This window comes from Streptomyces sp. NPDC003032 (assembly GCF_053591415.1).
On the sequence record NZ_JBSFTT010000067.1, the window covers coordinates 1 to 21,707 of the forward strand.

The 21,707-nt window shown below is 66.1% G+C and carries 16 protein-coding genes and 2 pseudogenes; 7 read left to right on the plus strand and 11 right to left on the minus strand.

From position 1 onward, the window contains the following. Positions 1-342: 342 nt before the first annotated feature. The 3 genes from ACWDZ7_RS40570 to ACWDZ7_RS40580 form a co-directional block, all read right to left on the minus strand. Positions 343-1,044 carry a hypothetical protein gene (locus ACWDZ7_RS40570; RefSeq protein WP_451803786.1) on the minus strand — a complete coding sequence of 234 codons (702 nt, stop codon included), beginning with the start codon at positions 1,042-1,044 and terminating at the stop codon, positions 343-345. Next, on the minus strand, positions 1,041-1,298 hold the full coding sequence (locus tag ACWDZ7_RS40575) for a hypothetical protein (protein ID WP_451803787.1): 258 nt from the start codon (positions 1,296-1,298) through the stop codon (positions 1,041-1,043). The genes ACWDZ7_RS40570 and ACWDZ7_RS40575 overlap by 4 nt, the downstream gene beginning before the upstream one ends. A 371-nt stretch (positions 1,299-1,669) precedes the next feature. Beyond that, positions 1,670-2,137, minus strand: a complete 468-nt coding sequence (locus tag ACWDZ7_RS40580) for a hypothetical protein (protein ID WP_451803788.1) — start codon at positions 2,135-2,137, stop codon at positions 1,670-1,672. A gap of 21 nt (positions 2,138-2,158) precedes the next feature. On the opposite strand from ACWDZ7_RS40580, the gene ACWDZ7_RS40585 reads away from it, so the two are divergent. After that, on the plus strand, positions 2,159-2,296 hold the full coding sequence (locus tag ACWDZ7_RS40585; RefSeq protein WP_451803789.1) for a hypothetical protein: 138 nt from the start codon (positions 2,159-2,161) through the stop codon (positions 2,294-2,296). 335 nt (positions 2,297-2,631) lie between these two features. Next, positions 2,632-2,997, plus strand: a complete 366-nt coding sequence (locus tag ACWDZ7_RS40590) for a nuclear transport factor 2 family protein (RefSeq protein ID WP_451803790.1) — start codon at positions 2,632-2,634, stop codon at positions 2,995-2,997. A gap of 398 nt (positions 2,998-3,395) precedes the next feature. On the opposite strand, the gene ACWDZ7_RS40595 is transcribed toward ACWDZ7_RS40590, so the two are convergent. Further along, complete coding sequence (locus ACWDZ7_RS40595) at positions 3,396-3,767, minus strand: GNAT family N-acetyltransferase (protein WP_451803801.1); 372 nt, start codon at positions 3,765-3,767, stop codon at positions 3,396-3,398. Positions 3,768-3,981: 214 nt separating this feature from the next. After that, positions 3,982-4,248, minus strand: coding sequence for a hypothetical protein (locus tag ACWDZ7_RS40600; RefSeq protein WP_451803791.1), 267 nt, complete (start codon positions 4,246-4,248; stop codon positions 3,982-3,984). A gap of 106 nt (positions 4,249-4,354) precedes the next feature. Between ACWDZ7_RS40600 and ACWDZ7_RS40605 the strand changes: the two genes are divergently transcribed. Beyond that, on the plus strand, positions 4,355-4,555 hold the full coding sequence (locus ACWDZ7_RS40605; RefSeq protein WP_451803792.1) for a hypothetical protein: 201 nt from the start codon (positions 4,355-4,357) through the stop codon (positions 4,553-4,555). Continuing rightward, positions 4,552-6,879 (plus strand): tyrosine-type recombinase/integrase, encoded by a 2,328-nt coding sequence (locus tag ACWDZ7_RS40610; protein ID WP_451803793.1) that lies wholly within the window; start codon positions 4,552-4,554, stop codon positions 6,877-6,879. The genes ACWDZ7_RS40605 and ACWDZ7_RS40610 overlap by 4 nt, the downstream gene beginning before the upstream one ends. 236 nt (positions 6,880-7,115) lie before the next feature. On the opposite strand, the gene ACWDZ7_RS40615 is transcribed toward ACWDZ7_RS40610, so the two are convergent. The 6 genes from ACWDZ7_RS40615 to ACWDZ7_RS40640 all read right to left on the minus strand — a co-directional run bounded on the left by ACWDZ7_RS40615 (position 7,116) and on the right by ACWDZ7_RS40640 (position 16,356). Then, the gene (locus ACWDZ7_RS40615; RefSeq protein WP_451803794.1) at positions 7,116-7,757 is read right to left on the minus strand and encodes a DUF6461 domain-containing protein; all 642 of its coding nucleotides are present in this window, start codon (positions 7,755-7,757) and stop codon (positions 7,116-7,118) included. 147 nt (positions 7,758-7,904) lie between these two features. Then, positions 7,905-9,278, minus strand: a complete 1,374-nt coding sequence (locus ACWDZ7_RS40620) for a NucA/NucB deoxyribonuclease domain-containing protein (protein WP_451803795.1) — start codon at positions 9,276-9,278, stop codon at positions 7,905-7,907. Positions 9,279-9,505: 227 nt separating this feature from the next. Continuing rightward, positions 9,506-10,972, minus strand: a complete 1,467-nt coding sequence (locus tag ACWDZ7_RS40625; protein WP_451803796.1) for a glycerophosphodiester phosphodiesterase family protein — start codon at positions 10,970-10,972, stop codon at positions 9,506-9,508. A gap of 151 nt (positions 10,973-11,123) precedes the next feature. Then, complete coding sequence (locus ACWDZ7_RS40630) at positions 11,124-13,307, minus strand: glycosyltransferase family 4 protein (protein ID WP_451803797.1); 2,184 nt, start codon at positions 13,305-13,307, stop codon at positions 11,124-11,126. A gap of 284 nt (positions 13,308-13,591) precedes the next feature. Beyond that, entirely contained in the window at positions 13,592-15,796 is a 2,205-nt protein-coding gene (locus tag ACWDZ7_RS40635; protein WP_451803798.1) for a trypsin-like serine protease, read from the minus strand. 65 nt (positions 15,797-15,861) lie between these two features. Beyond that, entirely contained in the window at positions 15,862-16,356 is a 495-nt protein-coding gene (locus ACWDZ7_RS40640) for a hypothetical protein (RefSeq protein ID WP_451803799.1), read from the minus strand. Positions 16,357-17,207: 851 nt separating this feature from the next. Between ACWDZ7_RS40640 and ACWDZ7_RS40645 the strand changes: the two genes are divergently transcribed. From ACWDZ7_RS40645 to ACWDZ7_RS40655, 3 genes and pseudogenes are all read left to right on the plus strand, one after another. Continuing rightward, entirely contained in the window at positions 17,208-20,615 is a 3,408-nt protein-coding gene (locus ACWDZ7_RS40645; RefSeq protein WP_451803800.1) for a hypothetical protein, read from the plus strand. Positions 20,616-20,762: 147 nt separating this feature from the next. Then, a pseudogene (locus ACWDZ7_RS40650) lies at positions 20,763-21,209 on the plus strand (ATP-grasp peptide maturase system methyltransferase); the annotation flags it as partial. Positions 21,210-21,225: 16 nt separating this feature from the next. Further along, a pseudogene (locus ACWDZ7_RS40655) lies at positions 21,226-21,707 on the plus strand (ABC transporter permease); the annotation flags it as partial.

A 21,707-nucleotide genomic window follows, 5' to 3' on the forward strand; every position in this document is an offset into this window, starting at 1 on the left:
GCTGCCGGTTAAGGGCAGCGCGACGTTCCGACGCCGGCCCTCCGCTCGGGAACTCCCGCTGTCCAGCTCGCGAGCCGCGTGGGGGCTCCCGGTCCGGCCGGTACTTCCAGGCTGCCGTCGCCATCAGCACCGGGCGACGGCTTGGGGAGGTGCGCTGTGCCGTCTCCCGGTCACGCTCGTCGAAGTCGCGGTGAAAACAGGCACGCCGTGGAAGAGTTTGACCTTCTGCGTGGCGGTGGGCCAGCCGGTGAGTAGCACTTCTGCAGTCATGGAAGGAGGCGGCGGTGGCAAGTCCCCTCCCGGCATGCGCGATCTTCTCTCCGGTCGGGGCACAGGTGTCTGTTACTGCGGCAGACGCGGCTGATGGTGGTCGTGGTGCTGGACTGCCTGCCGGGGGAAAGCGCGGGTCATCCAAGCTGCCGGTGCTCCGACTTGGCGCAGCGTGGCGATCTGCCGGTCGTATTCGCGTCCTTCGAGGCTGGCATGGACGCGTAGGTAGAGGGGGTCGTCCTTGCCCGTGCTGTGGCCGTCGAAGTAGAAAGCGCAGGTGTGGTTCCACTGGTAGGGAGCGTCCGGCTCGGCGCAGTGGCAGAACCGGTGGGCCACGCGTGCTGGCAGGCCCCATCGTGGGTGGCACAGCCGCTGCAGGAGCTGGTCGTGCCAGAGGGCCCGGGGATGGGCGGTGCGGGCGTCGATCTCCCAGCTATCGCCGTCGTCCCAGCACTGGACGCGGTAGAAGGCGGTGACGGTGTGGAAGAGCGCGATACGCCGGAGTAGCGCACTGCCCACCGCGGCTCGTCTGGCTCTCGCGCTTTCCAAAGTGGGATAGGCGTTGAGGTATTCGGTTTCCACGGGATCGAGGTGTGGGGTCATCCACAGAGGGCGCTGTCCGTGGGCTTCGCACCAGTGCCGGTGTCGGCTCTCGATATCGGCCCAGCTCTCCGCCAGTCCACGGGGCAGGGCGAGCACGAGCGCCACTGACTGCTCAGGGTCTTTCACCAGGTGCAGGCGCAGTTGCCGGCCGCCGGCCTCGATGCCGCTCACCCGCAGGCCGGGGATTCCAGGCACATCGTCCCCGCTTCCCGGCACGGGGGTGGCCGGAAGCAGATACCGAAGGGGTGCGCGCACAGATCAGGAGGGGTGCCTAGTTGCTCAAGGACGTAGCTCTCCAGGCGCGTCTGCGCCGGGGAGGCCGTCAGTGCCGGGTGGCTGGTGCGAAGGGCGGCGCGGCGGGACTGCCCAGTGCACTGGGCCCAGTAGCGGAGCTTGCGGGACTCCCACGATGAGCGGTTGCTCACGACAGTGCCTTCCTGGCGCGTCTCTGCCCGATCCCGGCGCGCCTACGAACACTGGCGAGCTGAAGTGATCACGGTAATGCGGGCCGGTGCAGTCCTACGCTCCTTGCGTTCGGGTACGCCGGATCGGGCGGCGGCCGAAACGTGGCCCGCCTCGGGCCATGCCTGCCCACCATCCAGTCGATGAGCGGGCCAGGATGGACGACACCGTCACGGTTCACTCGGACGGACCCGTGCTTCAAGCCCGGAAGGGACAGGTGAACGGAAGTACGCGTTCGGTCAGCTGCCCGGTGAGCCGGGCATGGCAGGGGACGGTGTCGGCGAGCCAGTCCGCTGCGGTCAACAGGTCGATCGAGTGCGGCAGTTCGCTGAGGTCAATGGCGCACCAGGAGGCGAGCTGGTCCAGATCGATGCCCTGCCCGGCGGGGCCCAGCCGTCCGGAGGCGTCGGTGTGGGTGGCCAGCGTCAGGGCGAGCAGTCGGGTGCCGGCGGTGGCCTTGGCTTTGCGGAGTGCGGAGCTTCTTGTCCGAGATGACCTTCTGGGCCCAGCCGGAGACTTTGGGCCGCGTCTTCTTGCCGAACGTGAACGGACCCCGCCTGTCCTCGTGGGGTGCAAGGGAGGGGACGCTGATCGGAGTGGTCTTTTCCGGCCGGGAGGCGAGCAGGTCCTCGGCAGTGCCAGGGAAGGACAGCCAGCCGCAGCCGGTCAACTTCTCGATCAACTCCAGCGCGGTGATGTCCTGGCCGACGAGATTGCCGGTGCCGGTGCGCGCGGTGCGCAGGGTCAGCATCAGCACCAGCAGTCGTGCTTCTGGTCCGGGCAGCGGGGTGTGGTCGGCCACGAGCGTAAGGACAGAGCGCGCGTGCTCCCACTGCACCGGGACGGTCAGCAGCCGGGCCACCGCTGGCGCGTCCCCGCTGGTGGTGTCACCGGCACGCTGCTGGTGCTGGAGGCGGGTGGCGGCAGCGGCCTGCTCGGCGCGCCGGGCCTCCCACCGTAGGACGGCCTCGCAGGTGACATCGGCCCAGGTGGTGAAGGCGCGGGCCTTGCGTTCCTCGAGGTCGGCCAGTTTACCGACCGCGTGAGCTCGTGAACCGCCTCTGAACTGCGGCGATTCATGGACTACATGTTCGTGACGATGGGGTGGAGCTGTCGCTGTAACCCGTTGCGGGGATTCGTGGGACTGGCCGCAGGATCGTGCAGCGACGCCACTTGAGAGTCCGTTGTTTTTGCCCCGTCCTACGAACCTCGACTCCGGGCTGTTGGTGATCACTCTGATCACTCCGTGCCTAATATTCGCTGCGCCCTGGCACCGGGAGTTCGTAGGATCCGTGCATGACGGACGAGAGTGAGCGGGCTGTGCAAGCCGCCGTTGATGGAGAGTTGCGGCTCCTCGATCCTGAGGTGCGTGCTTCTCCGGCCCTCGTTGCGGAGCTTCTGGATCCTGAGTTCACCGAGATCGGGGCGTCCGGTCGCTGGTGGGACGCGGAGTCGATCCTCACGGTGACAAGTGCGGGAACGGTGTCCTCGGAGTCGCCGGTCAAGGTCAGCAAGATGTCAGGGACCGTCCTGGCTCCGGGGATCGTTCACCTGACGTACTTCGCCGACAACCAGGGGCGTCGGGCATGGCGGAGTTCCTTGTGGCGCCTGACGGAGACAGGCTGGTGCATGTACTTTCACCAAGGCACCTTGGCCAGCTGAAGCAAGCTTGTCCCGCCGACTGCGGGAGCGGCAGAGGCACTGATCCTCCTGCCGTAACCCACGAGTAGGCCAGCCACTCACTCCCAGAACCAGTGGGACGGCCCGTCCACCGGGACGGTGGACGGGCCGTGAAGTGGTCAGGCGGGAGGATTCAGGGCTTCAGTGCCGGTTCGGCGATGCGGGCTTCGAGGTCGGCGACGCGCCGGTCCTGGAAGCGCAGGTTCGAGCGGGCGGCCTTGAGCCGCTCGTCGAGGGTGCGGTTGTTGTCTGCGTACTCTCCGATGTGGCTCTGGCAAGATTTTCGTAGCCGGAGATCATCCCTGGGCAGCGGTCGGTCGATGGGTGCGGCTCATTTGCAGAAGCTGTTGCGTAGACCGTGAGGGCGCGGTCTGTCCCGGTCAGGAGAGCCGTAAGCCGATCCAGGGGATGGCGTCTCCAGGAGGCAGGTATCGCTCGGTCTCGACGAATCCGTGCTTGAGCGCGAACCGCAGTCCGTCCTCGTTGGAGGACAGGACGACGGTCTCGATCACCTCGGCCGCCAGTTGCCGGGCCCGGTTGAGCCCGCGCGCATAGAGTTCCTCGCCGAACCCCCGCCTGCGGTGAGCGGCGAGCACGCGGGCGATGACTGTGGCTGCCGGTGTTTCGTCCGTCGGCGGGCGCACCGTGCTGCAGCCCACAAGATCGTCATCGAGGTACGCGATCTCCAGGTGGTTGCGCCGGGCACGTTCCCATACCTCGTCCAGAGGGAGTGAGTGGGTAGGAATGATCATGTTGTGGGCGTACTGCCAGTCTTTGAGTGTGGCGTCGCCGTCCGGCTGCACGAAGATCAGACATTGCAGCAGGACACCCGAGGACACCTCGGACGTCAACTCCGTTGGGCGTTTCTATGTCTTCAGGTAAGTCCCTGATCAAGCCGTGAGGTCATCGTGCTGCTGCTCGGAGGTGTCGGCGTACTGGTGGGTGTGCCTCTGTCGCAGCCGGAGATCAGCTCGGGGCGAGGGTCGGCCGGTCCGCGTACCGGCGTCGAAGGTGGGCCATCAGGACGACGCGGTGGCGGAGGAGGGGGACTCCTGCGCGTCCGGTCATGAGGCGTTTCTGGAGTTTCACGTCGGTGATGCGGCTCTCGTTGACGCCGGAGTTGTAACGGGTGGTGATGCCCTGGACGACGGCTTGTTGATCTTCGCGCAGGGCTCTCGCCCTGCCGACGAGCGGCGTGAGCTGTACCGAACCGCGGCGGGTTGTCCACGGCATGCCTGTGGCATTTGGGCGGGTTCTCGCGCAGGTTGCTTTGTCCTGGGATGGAAGGCGTATTGCCGATGTCCCGCGGTTCTCCACTCACACCACGAGACACCTGTGCTTGACCGACCTGGCGCGGGAGTTGCACGCGATCGCCACCTTCGCCGGCCACCGCCACACCGACTCCACGCTCACCTATATCCACCTCTCAGGCCGGGACCTGGCCGACAAGCTCAACCGTGGCATGGAGCAGATTCACGGCTGGCGGGTGCAGATGCTGGCCCGCCTTGGCGAGCCCGCGAAGGAGGCGGTCTCGCTGTGACCGCGCTGACCGCAGCGTCTGCCTCCGCGGCGGACATACCGACGTCCTGGCCGTGGCCGGTCGAGCCGGACCGCTACGACCGACGCCCTGAGCTCACTGACGACGAACAAGGGGCGCTTGCGTCCCTGGGAACGGACCTGCGCCGCTACCCCGGCGGCTACGACACGAGGGCCCATCAGTGGAAGACGGTTCGGCGCCTGCTCCGCCCGCTCGACGACGTGCGTTCATCGCTGTGGTGTCCCGATGAGGGCAGCTACCGCCGGGGTGTCGACGACGCCATCGCACTGATTCTCCTGCACTGTGCCAAGCACGGCCGTACGATCTGGGCCTGGTCGGCCAAGGACTGGCTCGCCCTGATCGGCGCCAACGCCAGGCAGTTCACCGCAAACGCTCCAGGATGGGCCGAGGGAACCGCGCGCCCGTATCTGACCGCATACGCCTACCTGCTCAGCGGCTTCACCAAGTGCGACGAACTGGGCGGCTTCCGACGGCTGCCGCTGGCCTGGCGAGTGTTCGGCCAACATCCGGTCGACGAAGCGCAACAGCAGGTTGCGGAGGTGCTTCGTGGCTGGGGCTATCAGGTCGAGAACGGCATCGACCCACGGATCTCCCCGGTCCTGTGTCAGACGCTCCTGCTCAACCGCAGCCCGTTCCTTGAAGATCTGACGACCGAGGCGTTCGACCGGATCCGTCAGCACACTGACCTGCCGGATCGTTACATCGGCGCCCTCTACGGGATCCAGCGGGCAGTGGCCGCACTCGGGCACTGTTCCGTGCCGCCGACTCCGTATCGCGGGCGGATGCCCGCGATCGAGGGGACCTCACGTCAGTGGGCCGAATGGGTCGAACGCTGGCACTCCACCTCCACGTTGTCGCGCAAGGTCCGCGACAACAACCGCTCCCTGCTGTCGAAGATCGGACGCTGGCTCGCCGCCGAACATCCAGAGATCACGGAGCCGGCCCAATGGACCCGTCAGACCTGCGCGTCCTGGGTCGCCGCGGTCGACAAGCTCCGTGTCGGAGATTACGCCCAGAGACTCGCCAGCCACGAGACGCGGACAGGCCAGCCGGTCACGCCGCACACCAAGTCGGGCTACCTCACCACGACCCGTGCCTTCTTCCGCGACCTCCAGGAATGGGAGTGGATACCCCGACGGTTTGACCCCGTACGCGCACTGTCGACGCCCCGCACCGTCGCGGCGATGCTCGGCCCCGACCCGCGGGTGATAGCCGACGACATCTGGGCCAAACTGCTGTGGGCCGGGCTCAACATCGGCCCCGATGATCTGCCGACCAGACTCAACAGCCTGCGCTATCCGTTCGAGCTCCTCCGGGTGCTATCCCTGACCTGGCTGTTCAGCAGCCTGCGCAGTGACGAGATCGCTCGACTTCGCGTGGGCTGCGTCCGCTGGCAGCACGAGGGGTTCCCGATCCCCGGTGACTCCGACGAGGTACTGGCACGGGACGCCGTCTGCCTGCTGGACGTCCCCACCCACAAGACCGGCACCTCGTTCACCAAGCCCGTCGATCCACTGCTGGGCAAGGCGATCGAGGCATGGCAGGAACTGCGACCGCAACAGCCGAAGATGCTGGACCGCAAGACCGGTGAGCACATCGACCTCCTCTTCGCGATGAGAGCCCGCCGAGTCGCCAAGACCTACGTCAACGGGACGATCATCCCGTCGCTCTGCCAGAAGGCCGGCGTCCCGACCGCCGATGTCCGGGGCAACATCACCAGCCACCGGGCCCGATCAACCATCGCCAGCCAGCTCTACAACGCCAAGGAACCGATGACACTGTTCGAGCTGCAAGCCTGGCTCGGTCACCGGAGCCCGGACTCGACTCAGCACTACGCAAAGATCACCCCGAACACCCTGGCCAGGGCGTACAACGACGCCGGGTACTTCGAGCGCAACGTTCGCACCATCGAGGTCCTCGTCGACCGGGACGCGGTCACCTCCGGAGCGGCCGCCTCAGGCGAGCCATGGCAGTACTACGACCTCGGCCACGGGTACTGCACCTACACGTTCTTCGAACAATGCCCGTACCGCATGGCCTGCGCTCGCTGCGACTTCTACACGCCCAAGGTATCCAGCAAGGGCCAGCTCCTGGAGGCCAAGGACAACCTCCAGCGCATGCTGGCGAGCGTCCCGCTCAGCGACGAGGAACGTGCCGCCGTCGACGACGGCCAGGTCGCACTCGACCACCTACTGGAACGGCTGGTCGACGTCCCCACGCCAACCGGCGCGACACCCCGCCAGATCGGCGTTCCGGCGACAGCGACACTCCTACCGATCGTCTCCGTCAACCAGGGCAAAAGCTGAACTACTTGACAAATCAGATTCCACAGAACGAGGCGCTGGACCATCGAACGGAGCATCGGCTGGCTCATGCACCACCGCCGCCTCGCCCGCGACAGTTAGCGCAGGCCTGACGGCCGATGGTAGCCCGGACAGGGCAGCGGTAGGGCCCGGTCAGGGGCCAGGTCCTGTCCCAGTGCAAGCGAGCAGTTGGTACTGCCGAGGGTGATCGCTGCCAGTGGCGACTACGTCTCCTCAGCTCATCCCCCGGGCGACGGCTGGGGCGGAACCGGTCCCTCGCCCGCGTAGGTGTCACCCAGCGGTGCCGACGGCGCGTCGTCCTCGGACAGCGTCAGGCTGGGCCAGGGCCTGGCGAGGGTGGCGTCGTCCAGGGTGATGCCGAGGTGGTCGAGTACGAGGGCCACCACGGGTGCCATCCCTGTGTCCTCGTCCCTGTGCGCGGCGAGCGCTGCTTCCACCGGGTCCCACCAGAGTTCGGGCCGGTCGGGCCGGGTGTGCTCCATGCGGGGCTCGAAGTTCTCGACGCACTGGCCGTCGCGCCAGTACTGGAAGATGTCGATGCCGTCGGTGGTCAGCACACTGTATGTTTCGGTGCCCCGGGACAGCTCCGCGAGCAGTTCTTCCCAGGAGCCGATGACGCCGTCCTCCTCGACGCAGAAGGTCCAACTGCCGAGTCTCCCGGACCGCAGCAGCGAGACCATCCCGTGGTCGGAGTCGCCTGAGGGCAGATCCGAGGCCTGGTCCGCGTCGAGCAGCCGCGCCTGGGCCGGATCGGCGCCGTACCGGGAGAACACCTCCTCGGGGCTCAGACCTCGGGTGAAAGTGACGCACATCCAGGCTGTCGCCCAGGTGAGCGAACGCGTGTCCGCGCCTGCTGTCATGTTCTGCCTCCGCCGTTTTCCCCCAGCATCGTCTGCCAGGGTCGAGTCATCCGGGCTCCCCGCAGCGAACGAGGCACGGCGGAGAGCCCTGCTCATGATGCCTGGTTCACCGAGCCAAATCGGTACCGGGTGGCGTGCCCGGGGGCCTCACGGGGTGAACTCGATGCGGAAGGGATCGCCGTCCACTAGACGCTCGTACTTGCGAAGCGAGCCGAGGACCCCGCCCGCCGAGCTGTTGGCGCGCTGAGAGATGTGGAGCCGCAGGCACGTCTCCGTACCGGAGGTCGGACGGTCGGGCCAAGTGGCGGGGGCTGACCACGCACCGTTCACAACTTGAGGAGTCAGCTCGGCACACAGGTCGCCATTCTGGCCCCCCTCCTTCGTGCTGGCGGGCGGGAACTCGTCACAGCTGTCCGCGAACCTCTGCTCTGGATACAGGTTGGTGAAGGGAGTACAGGTCGCGGCGCGGTTGGCGTCCGCCGTGGTCTGACCGACCGCGTGCAGGACGTCAGTGCCCCGGCGCTTCATGATCTCCTCGTAGAGAGGAACGACGATCCCGTACTTCGCGTGCGACCGCGAGTATCTCAATACCGGGAGATCATCAGTCGGAATGACGCAGCCGCGCATCTTGGGCTGTTCCTTGTCACAGCGGATTTTGCCGCCTGCAGGGCTGGACCAGGAGGCGGCGGGGTCGAGTGGGGCCACACCGGGCATCGTCACGTACATCGTGTAACTGGTCTGGAACGATGAACGGGTGGCGTTCGTCGCGAAAGCATCGCCGCTGTACTTGGTTTTCCCGGTCTTTTCCTGGCCGAGCGTCAGCTCGGAGGAGCCGTACCACGGCTGCTTCGTCACGGTCTTGCACCCGCCACCGCAGCCGACCTGCATTTTCACCACGAGGCTCTTGACGTCTCCGGTAACCCGTACCAGCTTGGCGTTGATCGTTTCGTTGAGGTCCAGCGACTTGTAAGAGGTGGCGAGTGTGGAGCTGACCTCGATGAGACCGGTACCGACAGGCTTGCCGGACCTGTCGTACAGCGTGTAGGTGACCTCGGCGCCATTCATGCACAGGCCGCCGGTGCGACTCCAGGTCCATTGTCCCGGCTTGCCCAGCACACACGAGGGCGGAGGCGGCTCGGGATTGTCGCCGTCCGGCTCGAACTCCGGGTCGACGCCGGACACGTCAGGATCATCGGCGTCGCGGGCAGCAGCTGCCGGGCTGAAATCGTCTGTTTTCTTGCGGACTGCCGAGCCCGCTTCAATGGGCGCGCTGTCGACGCTCACACACGCGGTGACGGCGTCGCTCCCCTTCGCGCGGGCCCCGGCCGGGAGATGGGCACAGGAGTCCTCGGCAGTGAAGGCAGTACTTTGCAAGGCCGTGGCGGGAGCGGCTGGGACAGTGCCCGTGGTCTCGTTCACGACCGCAGCGAGAGGCGTATGGGCTGGTTCGGCCTGGATCTCGGCGACGCCGGCGGTGCCGGTCGCGGTGAGGCCCATGGCGAGGAGGAGGGCGGAGAACACCCATCTAGTACGTGGTGAGGGCATGACTTCTCTCTGGTGCGGGTGGGACGGATCAGAAGAGCGATTGGGCCATCGCCCAGTCGCGGAACGCGAAGGATTGCTGGTAGCTATGGCACGAGTGCGTCGGAGACCAGGCCGCTTCCGACACCTCTTGCGACTTCCCGATGGCTGTCACAGGCGAGCTGCCGACGTTTCACGAGGTATCTAGCGCAGCGGTGGTGATCGCCTCAGCCGCTCGGAACGGAGGCGTCGGCCGCCCCAGGTCGCCGGGCGAGGGCGGCCTGGTCGGTGCAGTAGCTTTCCCTCCACCGCAGGTATTGATCCGCACGATTGGTGATGACACCGTTGACACCCCACGTCGTCGCGGACTGCCATTCGCTGCTGGTGTCCGCGGTCCAGACGAACACATCGATTCCGGCTGCCTGCAATTGCCCCACCATTGACGGCTGTGTCGAAAGCGAACTGAACTTCACCGCGTATGCGTCGAGCGAGAGTGCACGTGCTACGGCTACGGGGTCCGCATCCATTCGTGAGCGAAGCAAAGCTACCCTGGTCTTGTAGGGGGAAGCGGCCACGCTCTGCACTACGTCCTCGTCGAAGGACTGAGCCAGCGTAGTCTTGGTCATTCCGGCATCGCCTACAAGGCGGAGAGCGCGATCCACATACTCGGCCTTTTGCGGCCCCTTGATTTCCAGAAGGAGCCGGACGGATCGCACCTTGGGTGAGGTCAGAACCTGCTCCAGAGTGGGGACGCTTCCTCCTCCCTTAGTCACCAACTGGGCTATCTCTGCGGCAGTAAGGTGGTCAACTCGTCCAGTCCCGTTGGTAGTCCTGTCTACTGTCGCGTCGTGCATGATGACCGGTTGTCCGTCCTTGGTGAACTGCACATCGGTCTCCACCCATTCAGCACCACTGTCGACGGCCGCCTCCAGGGATGCAAGGGTGTTCTCTGGAGCGATCTCAGGTGCGCCGCGGTGGCCGATGGCATACGTTCCCAGGCATTGAGTAGCTGAGTCGTATGCAGAGATACGAATGTCGTCGACAGTTCCGCTGAAGTACTCCTGCCAGGCGCTTTTGTGAAAGAGCCGACCGATCTGCAGGGCACTGCGGGCTTGCCAGGGGGTGGTGAAACTGGCCGCCGTCTGCGGCTTATCACCAACCCATAGCTGGACCTTTTTTTCAATGTTGTCGTATATGCCCGTGAGATGGGTCCACTCGTCCGCTCTTGCGGAACTGTCACTCATGGACCGAACGATCTCTGTTCCGTCGGTGTCGCTCGCATGCCGGTTGAACACCCATTTGTCATAGTGCTTCGAGTAATACAGCTGAAACCCGCTGGCACGATCACCCGCCTGAGACAAAACCGTATAATTCTCATTCTTGTCATCCAGCTTGACCCAGGCCGACACCGAGAACGACTTCGTCGTGTCCACCACCGGCCCCGGCGTCGCCGCATACCCGGAGGACCCATCCAAATGCAGCGCCGTCCCCACCTTGCCACCGACGCCGAGCCGGGCGCCACCGGACAATGACGCGGCAAACTCTTTCGGAACTCCCCCTGAGACACGCCGCGAACCGGAACCTTCATCCAATCCGAAAAGCGATTTCTCTTTCAGAGTGGGGTTTCTCGCTTCAGGCAGGGGTACAGCAGAGACAGATGAAGACATCCCCCAGAACAATGCCAGCGCAATCATCGCGCATATCACAGGTTGAGTTATTTTCCTGTGAAATTCCATTTCACTTCCTCGGGTCGAGCGATAAGGGGCCACTAGCGAAGGGTGCGGCGCAACGAAGGGGGAAGTTATGTCGTGGGCCTTTGGGTGCGTATTGGAATTTGTGGCTGTTTCAATCGCTCCGGGCAGTCTCTTGCTTATGGAGGGTGAGGTGAGTCGATGGACTGTCATCCGTGTCCCGCAAGCTCAGGGCGAGATCGTTGGTGACGGTGAAGAAGGGCTTGGTACGCGTCGTGCCCCGCTCCTCGTGCTGCAGGGCAATGGCTGGGAGCACGTCGGTCTTTTTACGGTCGACGATGTCGCCACCCATCCGGCCGATCGAGATGAACGGGCTGGTGGCACTCACGCGCAGGCGAACGTCCCACACGTCATGGGTGCTGCTCCGCTGGGCGAGCGCCGGAGAGTACGGGAGAGTGAAAGTAAAAAGCCCTGGGCTTCCGACGAGTTGGGTGACCGGGACAGTGAAGTCGTGTGTCTCCCCCTGGCGTGATGCAGCAACCACTGTGGCGGCATGGAGAGAGGTGGGGATGTCGGTCGTGAGCAGGCGTGCAGTCACGGTGGCGTGGTCGTCGCCGGTCGTGATGCTTTCCACTTCGGCGTGTGCATCGCGCCGCCAGGTACGCAGCGCCAGGAATCCGTCAGTGGTGGCATAGGGAAGCCAGGCCGTCACATGGCCGTCGGCGATGACAGGCACTCGGCCGACACTGCGCGCCTGTTCTGCCAGCGCACAGATGAGGCGCGACTCCTCCCGGGTGTCGTTGCCCACCACGTAGCAGTCCCACCGGCCTTCCGACAACGTGTGCTCGGCCGGAGCGAGCGTGATACCGAGGTCGCTTCGGTCGGATCTGGTGCTCGAGGCGAGTAGAGGGATTCGGATCTGTCGTCCCTCTGGGTCGCGGCGCAGGCGGGCCAGGAAGTCGAGGCGCCCAGAGGGCAGGGTCGATGCGTCGAGGCGGATGCTGATGCTGCCGTCGGCGCAGGCCCGGGCGGATGCGACGGGTCGTAGACGGGGCCTTGTTTCCAGGGGTGGCGCCGGTACGGGGGACGTCTCGGTCTGTTTGGCGGCTCTTGCCGGAAGCGCGGATCGCAACCGGGCCAACAAAGGTCTGCCGGGGACAGACTTCGCCCAGCGGCGGTTGCGCGGGGCGGACAGTTCCTGGAACAGGGCTTCGTAGCGCCGGGCAATGGCGGCCGGCTCGTAGGCTTTCGCCCGCTGGCGCGCGGCGGCCCCTAGGCGGGCGCGGAGCGGGGCGTCGGCCATGAGGCGGTCAAGGGCCGCGGCGTACCCATCGACTCCGGTTCCCAGCGGCACCAGCACGCCGTTGGTCTCGTCGATGATCTCGGCAGGTCCGTGGGGGCAGTTGGTGGAGATGACGGGGACGCCGCAGTGCATGGCCTCGACGATGGTCATGCCGAAGGACTCCATGTCGGAGGAGACCGCGGCAATGGCACCCTTAGCCCATTCGGTTTCGATCGGTGAGACCGGTCCCATGAGGGATATGCGCTCGTACAGGCCGAGTTCGTCGATCTGGCGCCGCAAATTCGCTCGCTCCGGTCCTCGTCCGTAGAGGCGCAGCGACCAGGTGGGGTGCGCGGGGGCGGTCTTGGCGAAGGCGTCGATCAGTCGGTCGTATCGTTTGACGGCGGCGAGTCGACCCGCGGCGATGATGAGGTCGGAGCGGTGGCCGGAGGGTTCGACCGCGGGTTCGGGCACGCTGTTGGGGATGCTCAGGATCCGGGCCGTTACGTTCGGCAGGGCTCGGCGGTACTGCGCGGCGTCGGCTTCGGACACGGTCACGAAAGCGTCCAGTTGGGCGACCGCCTCATTCTGGTGACCGCGCAAGGTGGGGTTGTGGGCGTCCAGGCTCAGGTGTTCCTGCCCGATGCGCAGGTAGCGGCTTTGGCCGTCGCGGGCGAGGTATCCGTTGAGGTCGGGACGGGTAGCGATCACCACATCGGCGTCGGTCTCTTGCAACCACTGACCGATGCGTTCGTCCTGGAGCGCCGAGTAGGGCAGGCGTGCGGAGTTCGCGGCGGCACCGGTGTCGGGAAACATGGTGCATGACTGACGAGTCAGCGGATGCGCACCGTCATAGGCGGGACTGTCCTGGCGCATGTCGATCAGGGGAGTCAGCCTTACCCGTTCATCGAACGGGAGCTCAGGTTCGTCCTTCACCTGGTGCACGCTCACGACCTCGACCTCGTGCTGTGCCGCCAGGGCGCGGGACAGGTTCACGGTGGTGCGGATCGTGCCACCAATGCCGTAAGCGTTATTGATCAGAAATGCGATCTTCATAGCGTGTTCCCCCGCGCAGCCGCCCTGGTCAAGGGGGTGCGCTGTCTGCCTTGCGTGAAAGAGTCAGGGCCGCACAAGGAGAGGGCCGGCAGGCGTTGCTTGGCGCGACACTCACGGGCCGCTGAAGCAAGTTCGTTGTAGGCGTGCCTTGCCTCACGGCGGCAGGCGGGCGGGGCAGCCGGATGGCCTTCCGCCCTCCAGGTCCCGAAGCCTCTCAGGAGAGGCCCCGGGACCTGGACTGCTGGGCATCGATTCACCACCGACGCCGTAGTTGCGCAATGGGACTAGCGGATGACGGTGCCGAAGGCAGCGCCTGCTGCAGGCAGGCCGTCCTTGCCCGGTTCGTAAGTGGAGACGGCGCCGCTGGCGGCGTCGGTGATGTTGTTCCATGGCACGGTGTGCACGGATCCGTGCGGCGCAGGACCGCTGGGCAGGCCCAGGTACAGGTGCGTGCCGGCGGCGTGGACACTGGTGCCCAACTTCTGCTTGGCGCTGGAAACCCCAGGGAGGCCTACCTTGCCGGGCTCGACCACGACGTCGTGGGCACCGGGGGCGCCGAGCAGAGAGAAGACCTCCACTGAGCCCGCGTCGGCGGCGGTTCCGATGTCCTCGCCGGGGATACCGACGGCCACCAGCGTGCTCGTGGTGCTGGACACTGCGCCGGGGGCCGTGTTGACAGCGGAGACCTGTGCACCGAACTTGTCACCGGCTTCGGGGGCCCCGGTGACGTCTGCGGATCCCTGCTGAATGTCGGCGAGCTGCTTCATTGCACCATCGGCGGCGACGCGTACGGTGACGACCCGTCCGGCACCAGCAGCATCAGCAGTCTTCTCTCCCGGCGAGCCGATCGCCAGGATGGTGTCGGTCGGCAGAGTCGAGGCGCTGGCCCTGGGCCGGTAGGACGTCATGGAGATGGACGCACCGAACAGGTCGCCTGTTTCCGCAGCACCGTTGATGTCAGGCGCGGTGCTGTTCTGGTCGACACCGGCCAGCGGAGTCGGGATCTTGTCCGGGCTCAGCGTGTGGCGGAAGACCGTGATGGCTCCGGAGTCGGCCTTGTCCCCGATGGCCTCGTTCGGAGCACCGATGGCCAGGTGCTCGGGGGAACCGGCCACGCTGGTGCCCCAGCGATCGCCCTTTTCGCCGACACCGGGAACGTCCTTGGAGTCCTGGTGGACGGAGACGTTGGTCTTGCCACGCAGGTAGAAGGCGTTCCCGCTGTCGACGACGCCACTCACGTCCTCGCCGGGCACGCCGATGAGCAGGTACGGCTCCCCGAGTGTGGTGGTGCCCGCGGCCAGGGCGTCGCCCATGCGGTCACCGGCCTCGGAGGCAGCGGCGCCGACAGCGCCGTCGCCCTTGCCCTGTTCGAGGTCAAGACCGCTGGGGGTGCCCTTGCCCAATCCGTTGGCGGAGCCGTAGACGATCTGCACCAGGCCGGCGTCAGCAGTGTTGGCGATGTCCTCGCCGGGGGTGCCCACCACGAGGTCGGTGTAGCCGTCCAGGTTGTAGTCCACGGTGGCCAGTGCGTCACCGAACTGGTCGCCGTTCTCCGCGACCCCGGTCACCCCGGTGGCCGCCTGTGTGACCTCGGCGGTGCCCTTGTTTCCCCCGTAGACGACACGTACCAGGCCTGCCTTGGCCTGCGAAGCGACGGTTGCCTGCGAATCGGCGATGGCAATATCGCGCACACCGTCGCCGTTGAAGTCGGTGGTGGCGGCGGCCTGGGTGGTGGAGTCGATCCAGGCCCCCAGGTCGTCCACGCGGGCGCTGATTGCGTCGGTGCTGGTCTGTGCCGCCTCGGTGCCGAAGCAGCTCCCTTGGAACGAGCGGCTGTTGATGCCGACGAGCTCAGGATTTCCGCTCGTCTCCCGGAAGAGCGGGCCGCCGGTATCGCCCTTGCAAACGGCCGCGCCATTGCTGCCGGTGATCGGCAGATCGTTGCCGCTGCGGGAGCCTGCGGCGAAGGAGCCGGAGTGGAGGGCCACAGGGGCCCACTCGTTCTTGGTGCGTCCGTAACCGGTGGCGGTGAGCTGCTCGCCAGAACTCGGTGCGCTGGTGGCCACAGCGATGGGCGCGGTACTCGTCACCGGAATGGCCAGGCGGGCGAGGACCACGTCGCGGTCGCCACGGGGGACAAGCTCGACGACCTCGCGCACCTGTCCGGCCGTGGAGGTCAGCTCCGTGCGGCCGATGGTCGCCGTAGTCTTCAACGCCGGCTTGCCGGCCCTGACTTCCAAGCTCTGTGCGGGGTTCTCCGCGAAACAGCTCGCAGCGGTGAGCAGCCACTGCTCATCGACGAGAGCGGCCGAGCAGGCGCGCTTCCCGTCACCAATGTCCAGGCGGGCGGTGAAGCCGTGGGCCTCGTTGGCATCGGCAGGTCCGGTGAGCGCGTGTGCGGGTGTAGCCGACAGCAGCACCGGCGCGGTCAGCGCACAGGCTGCCAGAGCAGCAGCGGTACGCAGTCTGCCCTTGGGATGGGCGTGCATGACAGTTCCTCAAGAAGGTGAAAGCACAGGCGCCGAGGGCGCCCGTGACGGCGGGGCGGCAGGAGCTACTTCGAGGTGACGATCTCAACGAGCATGTGATCACGGCCTTCGGGGTCGGCGCTCTCGCCTACCGGGGTGAAGGTGTTCTTCGCGATGTCGAAGTTCTTCTCCCGGCCATCCAGGGTCGTGGTCACGTCCGTGTTGTAGTCGTTGCCCTTGATGCCGTAGACAGCAGGGATCTCCAGGCTCAAGTAACCGGACCTGCCAGTGACTTGGAAGCAGACCTTGTCCTTGTTGCGGGCCCAGACCTCCAGCAGGCCGTCCTGACTGCCGCATGCGGCCAGCACGATGTGCCCGTCACCGCGCTTGAGCAGGATGCCCTTCTCCTGCTGAATCTTGTCCGCCTGTGGGTAGTTGAAGTCCTCCACCGCATACCCGGGCGCTCCATCAGCAACAGAGACAGCCGTGTTGGTCGACTCGGCCGGGCCGGATGTGGACCAGGCCACAGCTGCGGCTGCGGCGGCACACCCCGCCACAAGGGTGCGAGTAATGATTTTCATGCGTTTCCCCTACGTAGGTCAGATGTCACCCGCGCTCGCCGTAACGCCCGTAAATAGAGCCGCATGGCACGCGAAAAGTACCGCCTTCATGGCGCGTACACCTAGCGCTTCGCCTCTCCCCCGGGCGAATCATTCACAGGAAACGCACGAGCAAACAACCCTTATCGAAGGTTGCCATCTGTGATGTGCGGTGCGGCAGCAACAGGGCATGTGCCGACCTCGCCACAAGTGCGTGACGCGACCATTCAAATCCACAGCGTGTTCACATGTCCAACACAACGATAGGCGCCTTATTGGGACATATTTGGACGAGAAGTACCGGATCAAGCAGCCCAGATGACCTGCATCACACGACTGGAAAGTAATGAAGGTGTAAAGATCCGGAATGGTCGCTTCAGGTTGTACGCGTTCAGGTAACGGAAGCATGACGATCCGGGTGACGGAGCGCCGCCGGCTTTTACTCAGCAACCTTGCGTAAGTCTCTGCGGTCGCTAAGAAAAGCTGAGCACTTTCAGACAATTCCGGACCTCATGCTTTACTGTTTCGGAAATTCTGTGTGAGGATTCCTTCTTTGGAGCGACGCTTACACGTCGAGGAGGGCCAGCACATCGGCGAGTTCAGTCGGGGCACCGCCACAGAACGGCAGGAAAGGGTGGTCCGGCCAGGAGGGGGCCAGCTACACCGACCGTGAGCCACGAACCGGCCCAATTCGCCCGGCTTGCACCCAGCACTGCAGAGGTAACCCTCCCGCTGCCGTCACTGCCTTCTGCCGCGTAGCGCAGCTGCGGGCCGATCGGCAGACCCCTGCGAGCCTGCAACTGCCTCGGCCCTGCGGGCAGTCCGCTGTGTTAATGATCACCGACCTGCCGCGTGGCAGGGATGACGAGGACAACACTTATATGAAGACAACGTTTTGGAGCAGGCGCCGCGTGCTCAGCGTTCTTGCGGCCACCACCGCCGTGGCAGCTTCGCCTGGGGCTCTTACGTCTCTGGCACGCGCTGTCGAAGGAGACGCACCGGATCCACTCGCGCTTCCGGACTCGGACCGGGCGAAGGCAGTGAAGGCGTGGATCACGGGCGGCCGGGCAACCCGGGCCGCTGCAGCTGACGTTCTCGTCGGCACCGACGCCGACATACGGACGTTTCTCACCGAGCAACTGCCCCAGACCACCGCGGAGGACAGCCGTGTCGCCGTGCTGACCTACCTCACCAACGCCGGCAAGGGGATGCGCAGGGAAGCCACAGCGGCCCTCGACAGTGGTGACGCGGCCATCGCGGCCTTCGTCAAGGACGGCTTCAAGCCCGTCATCATCGAAGACCTCCAGGTGGCCACCGCAAGTGTCGTCAGCAACAGCGGCAAGGCGGTACAGCGGGCAGGCTCCGCCGCCATGACGGAGGGGAACCGGAAGGCCCTCGAGGTGTTCCTCACCGACGAGCAGTTCAGTGCTGACGCCGAGGACATGCGGGTCGAGGTCACCAAGTTGCTCACCTCCGCCGGTCCGGAGGTGACGAAGTACGCGAACCGAGCGCTGAGCGGCACGGACGAGGACGTGCTGTGGTTCCTCGATACAGGGCAGCACATCGCCCGCGCCCGTGACCAGGAGTCGGCGACGATCGATGAGCTCGTCAAGGTGGTGGAGCGGGAGGGAAAGCGGGCCAAGGCGAAGACGGAGCTGGCGGTCGAAGCGTCGGAGCGGGCCCAAACAGCCGCGCAAAAGGCGAAGGAAGCAGCTGAGAAGGCTGCGGCCGAAGCCAAGAAGGCTGAGGAGGACGTAGCGAAGTCCGCAGCGGCGGCGCGCAAGGCGGCCAAGGCCTCCAGAGGCGCGGCGGATGCGGCCCGGACCGCAATCAGGGCTTCTCAGGCCGCTGTGGACGCATCGCGTCGCGCTTCCTGGGCCGCCACCGCCGCCTCCCAGGCTGCCGCTTCCGCCGGTTCTGCCGCCTCTCGCGCCTATAACGCCGCGATCGCCGCCTCCAAGGACGCGTCCAAGACCAACGCCGCGAAAAATGCCGCGGTCGCCGCACGTAACGCAGCCGCGCAGGCACGATCAGCAGCCAAGGCGGCCGACCAGGCCGCGATCGCCTCCGCCCAGGCCGCCAACGCCGGCACCGCCGCCGCTTCTGCGGCCCGCAACGCAGCGGCTGCCGCCAAAGCCTCCGCCCAGGCCGCGACCTCAGCCGGTAAGGCCCAGAAGGAAGCAGCGGAAGCCAAGCGGCAGGCGGAGATCGCATCGAAGGCGGCCAACCAAGCCACCAACGCGGCGTCTTCGGCCCAGACCTTGGCCAACGCTGCTGCGGACGCCGCCCGTGAGGCCCGCGACGCCGCCAACTCCGCCGCAGCGCATGCAGACAAGGCGGCGGATGCGGCCGAAGAAGCCGTGAAGCACGCGGGCAAGGCCATCGACTACGCAAACAAGTCCACCGCGCACGCCGCCGAGGCGGTCAAGGCGGCCAATGTCGCTACCAAGATCGTCGAAAAGGCCGTGAAGGTGGAGCAGAAGGCCCGCGAGGCCGAAATGGCGAGCCTGGAGGAAGACCGCAAGCAAGGACTGGAGGAGGCCGCGGAGCTTGCTCGGATCGAGGAGGAGGAGCTTGCGGATCTCCAGAACAAGCGCACCCAGGCGGAACAGACCAGCAAAGCCATCAAGGACCTGATCGCTGGCGCCGAAGCGGCGCTGGCCAGCAACGACCTGGAGCAGGCCGCCGTACTCGGGCGGAAGGCGGCCATCGGCCTTCTGGATTCCAGGGGGCCTTGGACGCGGCAGGCCGCTCAGTTCGCCCTGTCCGGATCAGACGACGACGTCCACGCCTGGATCGATACGGACAGGGTCATCGCTGCAGGCCAGGACGACCGGGAGACCATCCTCTACATCGCTCAGGTGTCCGACCCCGCCGTAGCGGATGCGGCAGTCAAAGCGCTTGAGAGCGGCAGCTCCAAAGTTGAGGGCGACTTCGGCACCTCTGGCGTGATCAAGGCCAGGGAGGACGAAAACCGGGTCCTGATCTTCCGCATCCTCGAGGGCAAGCCAGGCAAGGCTGTCACGACCGCGGCGAACAACGCGCTGAAGATTGGCACCCCGGAAGCACTGCAGAAGTTCTTCGACCACGACCTCGCGGAAGCGGTACGCGAGGACGACGCGGTGACTACAGCGACGATCACTGCTTCCGGGGGCCCGTACGCTGAGGCCTACGCGGATGTAGCGATGGCAGGCCCTACCTGGATGCGGCGGCGGTTCGTCGACATCGTGCAATACCAAGCGGCTCAACTCGACTTCGACTCCGCCGGTCACTCGGCAGCCATACGTGCAACTATCGCAGCCTCCGCGAAGATTGCCCATCAGGCACAGAAAAACGCAGCGTTGGCCTCCAAGGCGGCTGCGGACGCCCGGGATGCCGCAAACGACGCGGCCGACTGGGCGAACAAGGCGATCGACTCGGCTACCAAGGCCGCCAGCTCAGCCACGGAAGCCAAGAAGAACGCAGACGCCGCGGACAAGTCGGCAGCCGACGCTCAGGCCTCAGCGAACAAGGCCAAAGCCGCAGCGGCTACTGCCCGCGGCGCGTCGCGAGCGGCGAACTTCTCGGCGAACAAGGCCATCGACTCCGCCCGCAGCGCCCTCAACTCCTCCTACCGCGCCCAGGCATCGGCGGCTGCAGCGCGGCAGTCCGAGCTCGCAGCAGGCAGGGACAGGGCCATAGCGGCGGCCGCTGCCAGCGACGCCCGGCGGATCGCCGTGCACAAGCGGGCCGCTGAAATCGTGGAGGCCGCACGCAAGGCAGCGGAGAACGCCAGGCAGAACAAGAAGGACAAGCACAACCCAGCCGATTCCCCCACCCACGACCAGGTCAACCAGAGCGTCATCTCCACAGGTGCAGAAGAGTGGTGGAATGACGCCGGGTGGTGGGCCGATGTATTCAACAACACCAGTGCCGCTACCGGACTGCTGGCAACCGGGCTCGGAGGCATCAGTCTCCTCTTCCCTCCAGCTGCCCCCGCCACAGCACCTGTCGCTCTTGTCCTCGGCGGGGTCTCCCTCGCCACCGCTGGTATCGGTGCCATCTTCTCCGGCATCGAGCACGGATTCGGTAGCGCCGAGTTCATCCAGGGTGCAGGCAGCACAGCGTTGGGCATCGTGACCAGAGGAGGGTCCCGGGGGATCGGGCTCGTGAAGAAGGTCCCCAAGGCTCTCGACAAGGTCACAGACTTCGCAGGAGACGTTGCCTCTCCTATCGGCAGAGCTCTGTCGTCCATCGGCTGACAGCATCTCAGACGCAGCGGTGGGGGCCATGAACGTCGGCTCCCACCGTGGCGGAAGTACACCCTCAAGAACGCAACCCGCCAGCTACTGACGATCCTGGCGTCATTTCACCGGAAAGGTCGACGAGACCTCCAGGTCAGAAGCGCGCTGCGCGAGGCACTGGCCGGGGCCCTCGCAGCCGACGGCATCCTGACCGATCCCGGCTGGCGCCGGGCAGTCGATGGGGTACCCCGGCACACCTTCGTGCCCGGGTTCTACCTGCCCGCCGAGGAGGGCGACCGGAATGGCCTGACGGTGTGGGAGCCGGTCACCGCCGACCTCGACTATGGCCGATGGCTGACCGCCGCGTACTCCGACACCACACTGATCACCCAGTTCGACAGCAACGAACCGGACTGGAAGGCCCCCCAGGTGCGGCACGGTGTCGCCCCCACCTCGTCGTCGACGCTGCCGTCGCTGGTCGTAGGGATGTGGGCGGACGCGGACCTTCACGAGGGGCACACGGTGCTGGAAATCGGCACCGGTACCGGCTACTCGACCGTGCTTGCCTGCGAACGTCTACGCTCCGCGGACGTCACCAGCATCGAGGTCGACCCTGCTGAACCAGGTCATGGCCAGGACCGGGCTGCCCGGTCTCAAGTACCCGGCCGATGGCGCGCTGTCCGCCTCCACCCTCGCCGTCTGCCTGCTCGGCTGCCCGGCCCTGGCCTGGTTCGTCGGCCGCGCGAGCGCCCGCGCGGCTGCCACAAGCCCGCTCAGCACGCGCCGCACGGCAGCCCCTCGTGCGCCCCGCGTCTGGGGCGGCCTCCTGCTCGTCACCGGCCTCGGCATCGTCACCAGCTACTGTCTGACCGGCCTCACCGACCGTCCGGCTCAGACGACGGGCATCAACACACTGCTGGTCCCGCTCGGCGTGCTCCTCACCGACCTCGGCCTCGTTCTTACGATGCCGCTCCTGTCGTACCTCCTCGCCAAGCGCCTGGCCCGCTCTTCCTCTCTCACCCTGAATCTGGCCATGCGCCGCAACGAGGTCGAGCCCGGCAGCGCCATGCGCGTCGTCACCGGGCTGGTCCTCCTGGTCTTCTCCGCATC